The sequence below is a fragment of the Rheinheimera riviphila genome (assembly GCF_004005945.1).
Classification (GTDB): Bacteria; Pseudomonadota; Gammaproteobacteria; order Enterobacterales; family Alteromonadaceae; genus Pararheinheimera; species Pararheinheimera riviphila.
In genome coordinates this window covers 84,793-97,544 of sequence record NZ_SACS01000002.1, presented here as the reverse complement: position 1 = coordinate 97,544, position 12,752 = coordinate 84,793, and the positions used below count along the sequence as shown (strand labels likewise).

11 protein-coding genes are annotated in these 12,752 nt (G+C 48.6%); 6 read left to right on the top strand and 5 right to left on the bottom strand.

From position 1 onward, the window contains the following. Nucleotides 1–25: 25 nt before the first annotated feature. Nucleotides 26–943 carry a LysR substrate-binding domain-containing protein gene (locus EOE67_RS02825; protein WP_127697538.1) on the bottom strand — a complete coding sequence of 306 codons (918 nt, stop codon included), beginning with the start codon at nucleotides 941–943 and terminating at the stop codon, nucleotides 26–28. A 149-nt stretch (nucleotides 944–1,092) separates the two neighbouring features. Here EOE67_RS02825 and EOE67_RS02820 point away from each other — a divergent pair, with 149 nt between their 5' ends. The 4 genes from EOE67_RS02820 (at nucleotide 1,093) to lepB (ending at nucleotide 5,475) form a co-directional block, all read left to right on the top strand. After that, a complete protein-coding gene (locus tag EOE67_RS02820; RefSeq protein ID WP_127697537.1) occupies nucleotides 1,093–2,313 on the top strand; it encodes a M24 family metallopeptidase in 1,221 nt (406 codons plus the stop codon). Nucleotides 2,314–2,467: 154 nt separating this feature from the next. Next, on the top strand, nucleotides 2,468–3,295 hold the full coding sequence (locus EOE67_RS02815; protein WP_127697536.1) for an undecaprenyl-diphosphate phosphatase: 828 nt from the start codon (nucleotides 2,468–2,470) through the stop codon (nucleotides 3,293–3,295). Between the two features lie 351 nt (nucleotides 3,296–3,646). Continuing rightward, nucleotides 3,647–4,219 carry a DUF6624 domain-containing protein gene (locus EOE67_RS02810; RefSeq protein ID WP_127697535.1) on the top strand — a complete coding sequence of 191 codons (573 nt, stop codon included), beginning with the start codon at nucleotides 3,647–3,649 and terminating at the stop codon, nucleotides 4,217–4,219. A 332-nt stretch (nucleotides 4,220–4,551) separates the two neighbouring features. Continuing rightward, complete coding sequence (gene lepB, locus EOE67_RS02805; protein ID WP_127697534.1) at nucleotides 4,552–5,475, top strand: signal peptidase I; 924 nt, start codon at nucleotides 4,552–4,554, stop codon at nucleotides 5,473–5,475. Nucleotides 5,476–6,035: 560 nt separating this feature from the next. Here lepB and EOE67_RS02800 read toward each other — a convergent pair. The 4 genes from EOE67_RS02800 to wecA are packed head-to-tail and all read right to left on the bottom strand — an operon-like array spanning nucleotide 6,036 to nucleotide 10,639. After that, nucleotides 6,036–7,202: a polysaccharide pyruvyl transferase family protein gene (locus EOE67_RS02800; RefSeq protein WP_127697533.1), complete on the bottom strand. Its 1,167-nt coding sequence runs from the start codon at nucleotides 7,200–7,202 to the stop codon at nucleotides 6,036–6,038. Then, nucleotides 7,195–8,256 carry a nitroreductase family protein gene (locus EOE67_RS02795; protein ID WP_127697532.1) on the bottom strand — a complete coding sequence of 354 codons (1,062 nt, stop codon included), beginning with the start codon at nucleotides 8,254–8,256 and terminating at the stop codon, nucleotides 7,195–7,197. The genes EOE67_RS02800 and EOE67_RS02795 overlap by 8 nt, the downstream gene beginning before the upstream one ends. Nucleotides 8,257–8,262: 6 nt before the next feature. After that, on the bottom strand, nucleotides 8,263–9,579 hold the full coding sequence (locus EOE67_RS02790) for a flippase (protein WP_240652692.1): 1,317 nt from the start codon (nucleotides 9,577–9,579) through the stop codon (nucleotides 8,263–8,265). Beyond that, the gene (gene wecA / locus EOE67_RS02785) at nucleotides 9,560–10,639 is read right to left on the bottom strand and encodes a UDP-N-acetylglucosamine--undecaprenyl-phosphate N-acetylglucosaminephosphotransferase (protein ID WP_127697531.1); all 1,080 of its coding nucleotides are present in this window, start codon (nucleotides 10,637–10,639) and stop codon (nucleotides 9,560–9,562) included. The genes EOE67_RS02790 and wecA overlap by 20 nt, the downstream gene beginning before the upstream one ends. Nucleotides 10,640–10,894: 255 nt before the next feature. Here wecA and EOE67_RS02780 point away from each other — a divergent pair, with 255 nt between their 5' ends. Beyond that, nucleotides 10,895–11,956 (top strand): glycosyltransferase family 4 protein, encoded by a 1,062-nt coding sequence (locus EOE67_RS02780; RefSeq protein WP_206099413.1) that lies wholly within the window; start codon nucleotides 10,895–10,897, stop codon nucleotides 11,954–11,956. Between the two features lie 62 nt (nucleotides 11,957–12,018). Further along, nucleotides 12,019–12,744 (top strand): WecB/TagA/CpsF family glycosyltransferase, encoded by a 726-nt coding sequence (locus EOE67_RS02775; RefSeq protein WP_127697530.1) that lies wholly within the window; start codon nucleotides 12,019–12,021, stop codon nucleotides 12,742–12,744. The last annotated feature ends 8 nt before the right edge of the window (nucleotides 12,745–12,752 follow it).

Genomic DNA, 12,752 nt, shown 5'->3' with positions numbered 1-12,752 from the left:
GCAATTCAACTTCAAGCCTTGGATATCAAGCCTTGGACAACAACGCCAGCTCCGGCAATAACGAGCTGGCGGCTTGTTGTTCCAGCCACTCGGTAAATACGCTAATGGCCTGACGCTGCAAACTGTCCTGACGAAAGTGAATTTGATATTGGCCCCAGGGCAGCAAATAGCGCCAGTCGGTAATGGCATGCAATAACCCTTGGCGAATGGCATCACCGGCAATAAAACTGTTACTTAGCGCTAAGCCGCTGCCAGAGCTCACCGCTTTGGTGGCGAGCAGCGCTAAACTCACCTGAAACATCTGGCTATGTGCGGGCTCACGTAATTGCAGCTGCTGCCGCCATAGTTGCCAGTCTTCGCCTTGCTCCGAGCTATACAGCGGAAACTCAAACACCGACTCTGGTTTGGTTAAATCGAGTTTTTGAAATTGCGCTGGCGCACAAACTGGAAACCACCATTCAGTTCTTAATCTTTTGGCGACAAAACCTTCAGGGGTTGGCCAGGTGCCGATAATCACGTCGGCCTGTGCTGGTTGCAGACTGTCGGCGCTCGATTCCATATGGAGCAAAGTGGCGATGTCCGGATACTGCTGCTGAAACAGCGGTAAGCGCGGCGCCAGCCATTCCACCGCAATCGAGGTTTGCGCGACAATTCGAAGCGGCTGGCTTTTGCTTTTGGTCAGATGGTGACTCACCGAATGTAACCGGAAAAAACAGTCACCCACCACCGTATATAAAGTGGCGCCTGCTTCTGTGAGCTGCAGAGGTTTGGCTTGCCTGAGCAACAAACTACAGCCAATAAAATCTTCTAAGCTTCTGATTTGATGACTAATGGCACTTTGGCTGACACAAAGCTCGTCGGCAGCTTTACTAAAACTTTTTAAGCGGGCGGTGGCTTCAAATGCTTGTAACGCTTTAAGGGGCGGTAAACGTGACGGAATCATTACGGATGCCTGAGTCTGAATTTCTAGGTGATGCCGTGAATTTAATTCATGTCGTGCTGAATTCATATCATTTTTATTCATGCTAATGTCTGGAGATACTGACTTAAGTATTTATCGCAACATTCAGCACAACAATTCCGGAGCACAGTATGACCGTTGGCGTTGGTGGTACCCCTAAAGAAGCGGCATTAGCCAGTTTGCAAAATATGACAGCTGGCGCAACGCCGATAGGGCGGGACGAATATCAAGCGCGGATCAAAAAAGCCTGCGCGCTGATGCAAAAGCAGCAGCTGGCGGCGGTGTATTTAAATGCCGGCACCAATTTAAAGTATTTCACCGGCACCGTCTGGTACTCCAGTGAACGACTGGTCGGCGCTATTTTAACCGCAAGCGGCGAGCTGCATTACATCGCACCGGTGTTTGAACTTGGCACCTTGCGGGAGTATTGGGTGATCGAAGGGCAGCTGCACGGCTGGCAGGAAGATGAAAGCCCGTATCAGTTGGTGGCCAACCTTTTAAATCAGCTTGGAATTGCCGCAGATGCAGCAGTTGGCCTTGACGAAAGTACCGCGTTTTTTATTGCGGATGGTTTACGTCAGGCCGCACCCGCGCAGCGCTGGACCAGTGCCAAAGCAGTGACGGCTGGCTGTCGTCAGCAAAAATCCCCGGCGGAACTGGCGTTAATGCAACAGGCGATGGATATGACGCTCGCGGTACATCGTGCGACCGCCAGTATGTTGTATGAAGGCATCAGCACCACCGAAGTCGAAGCTTTTATCGCGGCAGCGCATCGGAAAGTCGGCGCCAGCGGTTCTTATTTTGTGATTGTGTTATTTGGACCGGCCACGGCCTTTCCACATGGTGTGAAAGAGCCACAAATTCTGAAAAACGGCGATACCGTGCTGATCGACACCGGCTGCAAATTACACGACTACATTTCCGATATCACCCGCACCTATGTGTTTGGCGAACCTTCAGCGCGCCAGCGTGAAATCTGGCAACTGGAAAAAGCGGCCCAAGCGGCGGCTTTTGCCAAAGCGCAGCTAGGAGTCGCTTGTGGTGAAGTCGATACCGCAGCCCGCGCGGTATTAGCCGCTGGTGGTTTAAGCAAAGATTACGACTTGCCTGGCCTGCCACATCGCACCGGACATGGCATTGGTCTGGATATTCACGAATGGCCGTACCTGGTGCGCGGTAACACCCAGCCGTTATTGCCAGGAATGTGTTTTAGCAATGAACCAATGATTTGCTTAGAAGGCGAATTTGGCGTGCGGCTGGAAGATCATTTTTATATGACTGAACAAGGCCCACGTTGGTTTACCGAGCCTGCGTATAGCGTGGATGATCCTTTTGGCTTAAACCGGATTTAATCCAGCAAAAGATCAAAACAACATACACCTTTAAATCCAGGGGAAGCTGCCGGCTTTTTTGGCGGCGACCCCGGTCGTGTCATCGACAATTTACTTGCCTGTTTGGCAAAAGCCTTGATAATAGCCGCCTAAGTTGTCAGTTAACGGAGCAAACATGGATTGGTGGTTGTTAATTCAGGCCTTTATTTTAGGTATTGTCGAAGGCTTGACCGAGTTCTTACCGGTGTCTAGTACCGGGCACTTGATTGTCGTCGCCGATTTAATTGGCTTTCAAAATGACGGCCGGGTATTTGAAATTGCCATCCAGTTAGGCGCCATTCTAGCCATCGTGTTTGAATACCGGCAGCGTTTCACCAGTGTCGCCACCGGCATGTTCAGCGACAGCAAAGCGCAAAAATTTATACTGAACCTGTTTATCGCTTTTTTACCGGCTGCGGTGATTGGTTTGATGTTTATCTCGTTGATTAAACAATATTTATTTAACCCAATTACCGTTGCCGTGATGTTGATCCTCGGTGGTTTGGTGATCCTATGGGCCGAACGCCGCGCCCATCAGGTACGGGTGCTGGATGTCGACGACATCAGCTGGAAAGACGCCTTAAAAATTGGTTTTGCCCAGGTCGTCTCAATGATCCCAGGCACTTCCCGTTCCGGTGCCACCATCATCGGCGGTTTGTTTATTGGCCTGGATCGCAAAGTCGCCGCCGAATTCTCGTTTTTCCTCGCCGTACCGACCATGTTCGCCGCCACTTTTTATGATTTGTTTAAACACCGTGATTTGCTAGGCTCGGAAGATATCCCAATGTTTGCGGTCGGTTTTATCACCGCATTTTTCGCCGCCTGGCTCGCAGTGCGCACCTTGGTCAAATTTGTCAGCAAACACAGCTACGAAATCTTCGCCTGGTACCGCATCGCCTTTGGCGGATTTATCCTACTGAGCTGGCAACTGGGTTGGATTGATTGGGCGACTGCTGCTTTTTAGTTGGTTGCTGCGGTTTTGCCTGGAAGCTGTTGATGCTTGCTGGCAAAATTGATGTGTTGGATTGAAAGAACCCGGCTTGATGCCGGGTTTTTTATTGCCTAGTTAAATTGAAATTGCCGACTAGCAACCATGAGCTATTTTTCTGCATTTTGCGGGTTAAAATATTCCGCCCCCTCGCTCTCTATGTAGCAACAAATGTTTATTTATTGTTGATAATCGTGCAAAAAGCCGATAGCTTAAGCTACTTAAAATGATGAATGACGGCTGCAGCTTGCCGATGTTCTGTCATTGAAAAATACGCTTATATGCGAAAAGGAATTTTGATAATGCGATTGATTTTTTTTACTTTTATTGCTCTCTTTTGGTGCGTCTGCTGAAATAAATCAAGCCTTACAAAAACAGCTGCTAACGATGGCTGAATTGGATCAATCCATACGTAAAGAACTCGGAGAAGCGGGTTGGGATAAAGCTCCGAAAGAACTACTGGATAAGGTTTCGGCAATAGATGAAAAAAATACTTCAAAGCTAAAATCCATGCTCAGTAATCGTGCTTGGTTCAGCAAAGCAGAAGTTGGAATAGATGGTATCGGCGCTGCATTCTTAATTATTCAACATTCGCCAGATAATGAATTAAAAGAACGAATGTTACCTGTTTTGAAACAGGCATACTTAAATGGCGACGGTGTTTCAGGTCAAGAGGTCGCCCTTCTCACTGATCGAGTACTTATTAGCAAAGGTCAGCAGCAGCGCTATGGGACGCAAGCTGATATTCGCGATGGCAAAGTAATTTTCAAACCAATTGATGATCCAACAACAGTTGATGAACGAAGAGCTGAAATGAAAATGCCTCCTCTGGAGTTTTATAGAAAACTCTTGGAGGAAATGTATGGGATTACGGATCACCCTGAAATAGATTTGAATTAGCTTGAACTCATAGCGTCAGGTCTTGCACCGTGCCTAATTAAACTATTTATGACTTTTGGCAAATATGATCTGGCTAACGGCGTCCTGAATTATTGCACGATGGGGGGCAGGTCTTGCTTTTTGCTTATTTACTCGATAGCTAAGGCGAAGCAAAAGGCAAGACTTAACCCCTTGTGATGACTCCAGCATCCCTGACCCCTAGTGTTACAGCTGGTAACAATATTATTGAATACCATTTGCACTGTTCTGATCAAATCAACGGTAAGCTATTGCTTTGTCGACATTAACTTATCGACAGTCCCCATCGGGCCGCAACCAGTACAGGATTTTTCATGGCAGGGTATTTTGCAATTTTTTTAGTCGCACTTACGATTAGTAGTGGTTTGATTTGGCTGTTTGATGCCGTGGTACTGGCACCAAAACGGAATTTAATTTTGGTGCAGGCTGAAAGGGCAGCCGGTAGCACGCTCACCGACGATGCTAAACATCATATTGCACCGCAGTCTTATCTTGCAGAAACCGCCCAATCGATATTTCCGATAATTGCGGTGATTACTATTCTTCGCTCCTTTTTGTACGAACCATTTCAGATTCCGTCTGACTCGATGATGCCAACGCTGTTGGACGGCGATTTTATTCTGGTTGAGAAATATTCCTATGATGTAAAAGATCCGGTATGGCGAACGACCTTGCTTGAAACCGGTAAACCACAGCATGGTGATGTGGCGGTATTTAAAAACCCGCAGCAGCCAACAGTTGATTTTATCAAACGGGTGATAGGGTTACCTGGCGATCGTATTGTTTATAAAAACAAACAGTTATATATCAAAAAGCGTTGTGACAACTCCTCAGCACAGGCTTGTCCGGTGTTGGAACCAATGCATCAGGAGTTCAAATCCGAAGGTGATTTTTTTGTCGGTCCATATCCACTAAAACGCTTTGTTGAACAAGGTCCGGCGGGTCAATACGGCATTCTACAAAACACCTTGTTGCCAGAAGCTATCCACAATTATTATCGTCAGCCTGGGAATGATACAGGCGAATTCATTGTGCCAGATAGCCATTATTTTGTGCTCGGCGATAATCGGGATCATAGCCATGACAGTCGATTCTGGGGATTTGTCCCTGAGCAAAATTTGGTAGGCAAAGCAGTGTTAAAATGGATGAGTTTCGAATTCAGTGAAGATCCAAATCACTGGTTACCGGCCGGGATCCCTATTGGTGTACGTTTTGAGCGTCTGGGCACGATCGAGTAACTTCCATGAGTGTAGGTCTTGCTTTTTGCTTATTTGGTCGGTGGCTAAGACGAGGCAAAAGGCAAGACTTGACCCTTTGTCTGTTTTTTTGCTTATTTGCTCGGTTGCTAAGACGAGGCAAAAGGCAAGACTTGACCCTTTGTCTGTTTTTTAAACCACCATTAGGCGCACTACCGCTGACGCGGTGAGTGACGCCCTACGGTTGTTTTTCGGGGATCATGTTGAAATTAAAATTTCGCAGCAAGAACCAAACGCCGGGAACTACAGAGTGAGCATTCAAGAGTGAGCGCCGGAGGTGCGAACGGGCGAACGGCGTAGTTGCTGGTGGTTGGTTCTATTTGGTGATCATAGCGCGGCAAGGAGTTTCGGCGCGGATTGCGGTGACATGTTTAACGGCGGGATGTCGGATGGCGCTTCGCTTATCCGACCTACGGTTTGGAATGCCTCATAAATCAAATTTTAAATTTTTAATCAAAGATTTATAATCGTCGCACGCAACAAAATAAAAAAGTCGGCGAACATCAGTTGCCGACTTTTATCACGCAACAAAATTGCGACTATTACTTCAGCTCAGCCCATAACTTTTGCCACATCAGCTGGTTTTTCGCTTTCAGCGCGGCTGAGTTTTCGGCCAGCACCGGTTGAATTTGCGCTTTATTGGCCATCAGTTCAGAGATCTTCTGCGTCAAAGTCAAAGCCGATAACTGCTCGATACAATAATCAGCCATGCCAAAGTCGGTCATCATAGCGTGATATTTATGGCTCCAGCTGGTGGCGATACAAGGTACGCCCTGGCTTAACGCATTAATAGCGCCGTGAAAACGGGAGCTAACCGCAAGCTCTGCTTTACCGATAAAGGCTTTGACCGCAAGTGGGTCTTCAATCGCGATGATTTGGCAAGGCGCCAGCAAAGCGATTTCTTTGCACAGCAAGTCATCTTCTTTGCCTTCGTGATTGACCAACACCACTTGCATGCCAAGCTCAGTGAGCTGATTGGCCGCTGCGGCAAAAGCTTCCACATAGCGGGTACGCTGCGCTTCGGCGTTGGCGTGGTTGAACTTTGAAATCACTTTATTGTTGGGAATTAGCGCGGCAAAAGGACCATCAATGGCCGGTAATTCTGCCGCGGTATTGCCTTTGAGGCCCACAGTAAAGTCTGGCGTCAGCACCACGGAGTCCGGCAGCACATCAATACAGGATTTCACATGCTCCAAAGAGACCGGATCGCGCACAAATACCAACCGCGCATGGGTGATAATGTCGCGCATCGCCGCTTTACTTTCGGCCGACTGAAAAGGTCCAAAAGCTTGTGGCATAAAGATAAAAGGTTTTCCAGCTTCGCCAAAACGTTTCACTTCACGCGCAGTATTTTGCAAAAACTGCAGCGGCCACTGGTCGCCATAAGCAAAACCAGAGGCTTCTAAAATCACATCCACATCACGCTCGGTGACAATGCCATACCGGGCAAAGGTATTGCGGATGGCTTGTGGCAACTTACCAAACCAAGGCGTTAAATCGATGCTTTTGCGGCGGAACGACAGTTTTTGCCAGGCGCCTAGCTGCGCGCGTTCGCGGTAGGGCAGGTTTGGTCCTGGCGATAACACCAGCTCAAATGGCCGGCCAAGTTGCTGCAAACCCTGTAAGCAACCCAGCAGCATCAGGTAAGCGCCTTTATTGCGAAATTGCACGCCTTTGACTTCAATTTTTAATGTTTTTGCATCAGACATAACTGAGTAATCCAGCTGGAGATTTCTTTTCAGAGTGTGGGATCAGCGCATCCGGATCCGGATATCCGACCGCAATGAGCATCACCACGCGTTCAAACGGCTGCAGTTTCAGCAATTTGGCAATTTTAATTTCGTAATTTTCAATGTCCGGCCAGTTAATAGAGCATGAAGCCAGACCTAAAGTTTCCAGCGCCAGCATCAATTGCATATTGGCGAGGCTGGCATCAATGTAAATCACATGGCGGTCCCGTTCAAACGGATATGCACTTAAGTCACCAACCACCGCCAGTACACAAGGCAAACCATCGGCATAACCGGCGGTGCCCATCGGCAAATTGGCCAGTTTGTTCAATACCGGTTGCTCCATCGCTGCCACATAACGAAATGGCTGGCGGTTACAAGCACTTGGCGCCTGACTAGCCGCGGCGACTGCTTGCTCCAGCACATCTTTAGGTACCGGTTTTGGCAGGAAAGTCCGTACCGAACAACGTTGCTGGCAGAGGATTAAAAATTCGTCATATGAAATGGCTGCGCGCGGGCGGGTCTGATATGGCGCTGGAGCCGCTAACCGTTGTTGCTGGCAACTTGCAGCCTGCTGCGCCGCCAGTTTGGGTTTAACCTGCAGACTCAGTTGCTGATATAACAACGGTTGCGGCGCGGCCTCAGGCCACTGCGTCACCGCAAAATAACTTTCCAGCACATCATGCGCATATTTCAGCAGTACCAAATCCACCGCGTCGTCTTGCAGCAGATTGCCAAGGGCAGTCAGGGTTTCATCGATATAATCCAGCGCAAACAAGCTTTTGCGCGGCACCATACTTAACCCTTTTTCCAGCCGGTGGATATTACGGCGGATAATCACGGTGGCGATGGTTGAACTTTCTTCATGCAGCCGATAGTGCTGGCGACCGGCAGCAGTGGCGTGCATCTCACGGCGAAAATGCGGGTTAAAAAAAGCGTAATAGACGCCAGCGAATTTACGGTTGCGTGCTGCCAGTGGCAGCAACATTAAATCCAGACGGGCGTACACACGATGGATGAGCTTCTTGATCACAAATTCTTACTCCGGTGTCACAGCAGGTGCAGCTGGCTTGGCTTTGACTTTGCAAAGCTGCCATAAATGCGTCCTGGTACTTTTGGCGAACAACAAAAAGAAAAACGAGGCATACGCATAGGAAATCAGCGTCGCCCAGGCGGCACCTTCGATGCCATAAATCGGAATGAGCCACATATTCAGCAGCACATTTAAAATAGCGCCTACACCGTGGCTTAATAAACTTAACGGCTCATTGCCGGTAATGATCAGATGTTGGCTAATCAGCGCCCGCACGAAAATAAAACAGCCAGCCCAGACATGGATTTGCAGCACTGTGGCCGACTCCACAAACTTCTCGCCATAGGCCAGTAACATAATCCACTTGGCGGTCAGCGTCATCGCGATGGCAATCACCACCGCCAATGCAAAAAACTGGATGCTGCGTTTTTTCAGGATCCAGAGATAACCGTCCCAGCTCTGATGGTAAGCTTTTAATAAATCGGGGTAATACCGGGCCGCTAGTGTCGCTGGGATGACATACCAAAGTTCTGAAAGTCGGGCGACAGCGGTGTACTGACCTGTGGCAGCGATCCCGATCATTTGCTCAATCATAATGGTGTCAATTTTCAGATAAATGACTGAGACAATGGCTGACATCCAAATCCAGCTGGAGCGGGCTAACAACGCTTTTGCGGCGGACCACTGCAACCAGCGCAGCTGTAAACCTGGTTCATCCGCTGCATACCGACGATACCAGTAATACTGCATCACACCGGTCAGCAGAAACTCGATCCCAACCACCAGTAGCAACATGTCGATGCCGGCACCGTATATCAGCGCAATAATCCTTGCTGCTAGTGTCAGCACTGAAACCAGCACTTTGGACAGGGCTACAGCCCGGAAATGGCCACGGTAATTTTGTTCATACTCACATAACATCATGGCGCTGAATGTTTGTAGCATAAACAAGGTACTGATTTGCCATGGACCTGACTGGAAATAGTGCGGATAAAACAGGGCAAATCCGAGAATCATCAAGCCGCCAAACAAGACGCCGGATAACAGACGTAACCACAATGCGGTTTGTAAATATACCCGCGACTGTTCCGCTGAGCTCTGGCTACTGGCCATTTTCTGCACCAGATTATTCAGCCCCATGCCGGACAGCGGCGCCAAAAAGGCGGCCCAAACCATCACCACGCCATAGGTACCCAGCGCTTCGTCACCGAGCATCCTCGCCACCATAAAGGTAATAATCGCGCCGGCGCCCAAGCGGAAAAAGCGCTCCATCAACATAATGATGGCGCGCGCTTGCAGCAGTTTACGGATGTTTTTTAGCACGATTTTTCGCTTTGTAGCGTTTTATGAAACGGGTGATACGCCAGATATATTGCAGTGACAGTGAATAAAGACTGAACATCACTAAAAACAGCAGCAGCATCACCAGATCCGGCACCATCAGATATTCACCGACAATGCCGATAGTCGCCAGCATACTGGCCAAGCTGGTGATCAGCACCAATGCCTGACGCGAGGTTAAACCAAGCCGTAAGAAGATGTGATGTAAGTGCTCACGATCGGCCATAAAAGGGGACTGGCCTTTACGCATACGGCGGATCATAATCGCCACCATATCCATCAGCGGTACTGCAATGATCCAAAGGGCAGTGACCGGCCGGAAACTGGCGGTACTGCTTTGACTACCGATAATCAGTAGCCAAATCACCGACAAGCCAATCAGCATACTGCCGGCATCACCCATAAAGATTTTGCCTTTACCTTTGCCAATTAAATCCAGGTTAAACAGTAAGTACGGAATAAGTGCAAATACTAAAACCATCGGCAATAACGCATGTTCGAGTTGACCGCCAATGCCCATCATCAGCGTCAGCGACACAAAACTGACACCGCTGAGCATCCCGGCCAGGCCGTCAATCCCGTCAATCATATTAAAAGCATTGATGGCGGCAATGACGGCGATCAGCGTCAAAGGAATACCGAGATAACCAAGTTTAATATCGCCCAGCCCAATCAAATCGCCCAGATTGCCGACGTAAAGTTGCAGCCCGTAGATCATCACTGCGCCAATCACCAGCTGCGCACACAACCGCAGCTTGACGCTTAAATCGAGGAAATCATCAAACACGCCCAGCAGCACAATGCTGCCGCCGCAGAGTAAATAGTACCAATGGTTGTCTTGCGGCAGGCCAAAAATAACTAAGGTAATTGCCACACCGCTAAATATCGAAATGCCGCCAATCAGTGGAATAGAACCAACATGTTGTTTCCGACCATGCGGCTTATCGACCAGGCCAATTTTATGGGCCAGTGGGATCAGGATAAAAATGGCAAGCAAGGTGAGGACAAAGGTGGTCGAAAACAACACAAAGTGTTCACGCATAAAAAGTCCGCTAAAGAATTGATTTTTGTTGTTATTGCAGGTCTGAAGACCTCTGTAACGCCGATTATAGGTGAAGTTATCCGGACTTACTATCTGGCTTTCACGAAAGCAGGAGCTGAATAGCCTGAATTTTGCCCGTTCAGCACAAGGACGCGATAATTCACAGTACAACCGCAGATATTTGTCAGAGTGGCAGTTGTTGTTAGTTGAGCTTCCGCAGTATGATCAGCCAATTGCGCTCTGATTGATGCCGGTATGAAGAAGAAGATCCTGATTGTAACCAACATGGGCCCAAAGCCGTCAGCTCCTTTCCAGGGGCAGTTTGTCAAAAATCAGGTGGACGCACTGTTGGATCTGCAACCCGCTTATTTTTATATGCGCTGGCACAATGATTCTTTGCTTAATCGAGTGTTGAAGTATCCGGTGTTGTGGTTACAGTTTTTTGGCCGCTATGTGCTGAGTCGAACCACCTTTGATCTTATTCATGTCCACTATTTTTATCCCACTATTTGGCTGGCATTAACCTATCGCTGGCTGCGCAATCCAAAAGTTAAAATTGTCGTCACTTGCCATGGCAGCGATATCTACTTATATCAGCCGGAATCGGCATGGTATAAATTCGCGGCCAAAGCGGTTGATTATTGGATTTTTACCAGCGAGAAGCTTAAACAACGTTTTTTTAATCAGCAGGTTGCCAATACGGTGTTACCAGCTGGCATTCACCCGGTGTTTGGCGAGGCTTTGCTGAAATCGCGTACTGAAAAAACCTTTGATCTGCTGTATGTCGGCAGCCTCGATCATAATAAAGGCATGGACCGGTTATTGGCATTGTTGCCAGCTTTGTTCGCTGCGGTGCCGACTCTGCAAATTGCGGTGGTTGGGCAGGGTAGTTATCGCTCGCAACTGGCAACCGCTGCGTTGCAATATCCAGGGTTGCTATTATTCAGTCCAAAAAGCCCGGCCGAACTGCAACATTATTATCAGGACAGCCGCTGTTTTTTAAGCTTGTCGCGCAATGAATCTTTTGGCTTGGTGATGACCGAAGCCATGGCCTGCTACACTCCGGTGATTGCCACGGATACCGATGGCTCGCAAGCGCAAATTAATCATGGCGTCAGCGGTTATATGTTGTCACAGCAGGATGAAGCACAGTTGCAGCGACAGCTACTCGATTCAATTCAGCTGCTATTAACCATGCCAGCCGCAGATTACCTACAGTTGCAGCTGGCGGGCCGACAAGACTCCGAACAATACCTGGTCAGCCAGGTGGCTGGCCAGTTGCAACGTCTCTATCAATCATTATTGGACGTTGAATGATGCCTAGCTCTGTGATGCTTTTAACGTTCAATCGTGGTCGCCATTTGTAACAGGAACAAACTATGTCTTTTCAACCGGAAGTGGTCAACGTCGGCGGTGTCGAAGTGATGGCATTCGAAAGTATGCAACAACTGGTCAATTTTATTGTGCATGACGATGGCACCGTATTTGCTGGTGCGGCCGTAGCGATTAATCCGGAAAAAGTGATGAAAGCGCGGCAAGACCCTGCGATCAAAACCATGCTCAACAGCGCCGAACTGCGTTATGCCGATGGTATGGGCGTGGTGAAAGTGATGCGGCAAAAACTGGGCAAACCGGTGCAACGGGTACCGGGTTGTGAAACCTGGGAAGCGATTATGGCGCGGGCTGCCAGCAAAAACGTACCGGTGTTTTTAATCGGCGCCAAACCCGAAGTATTAGCCCAAACCAAACAGAAGCTAGAAGCCAATGGAGTGTCGGTGGTCGGCGCTGTGGATGGCTATTTTAAAGATGCACCGGCATTAATTGCCCAAGTGGTCGAAAGTGGCGCCAAAATAGTCACTGTGGCGATGGGTTCACCCAAACAAGAACAGTTTATTGCCTTGGCCAAACAAAGCCTGCCGCATGCCTATTTTATGGGCGTTGGCGGTACTTATGATGTGTTTACCGGTAATGTAAAAAGAGCGCCAGAGCTGTGGTGCAAATTGAATCTGGAATGGGCGTATCGCTTAGTCGACCAACCATCAAGAATTAAACGCCAATGGAATCTGGTGGAATATCTATGGTTGTATCTGCGCGGTAAGTTATAGTGCCAGGT

Coding starts and splice junctions, on each gene's coding strand:
- EOE67_RS02825 (WP_127697538.1), bottom strand. CDS start 943: ATGATTCCGTCACGTTTACCGCCCCTTAAAGCGTTACAAGCATTTGAA.
- EOE67_RS02820 (WP_127697537.1), top strand. CDS start 1,093: ATGACCGTTGGCGTTGGTGGTACCCCTAAAGAAGCGGCATTAGCCAGT.
- EOE67_RS02815 (WP_127697536.1), top strand. CDS start 2,468: ATGGATTGGTGGTTGTTAATTCAGGCCTTTATTTTAGGTATTGTCGAA.
- lepB (WP_127697534.1), top strand. CDS start 4,552: ATGGCAGGGTATTTTGCAATTTTTTTAGTCGCACTTACGATTAGTAGT.
- EOE67_RS02800 (WP_127697533.1), bottom strand. CDS start 7,202: ATGTCTGATGCAAAAACATTAAAAATTGAAGTCAAAGGCGTGCAATTT.
- wecA (WP_127697531.1), bottom strand. CDS start 10,639: ATGCGTGAACACTTTGTGTTGTTTTCGACCACCTTTGTCCTCACCTTG.
- EOE67_RS02780 (WP_206099413.1), top strand. CDS start 10,895: ATGAAGAAGAAGATCCTGATTGTAACCAACATGGGCCCAAAGCCGTCA.
- EOE67_RS02775 (WP_127697530.1), top strand. CDS start 12,019: ATGTCTTTTCAACCGGAAGTGGTCAACGTCGGCGGTGTCGAAGTGATG.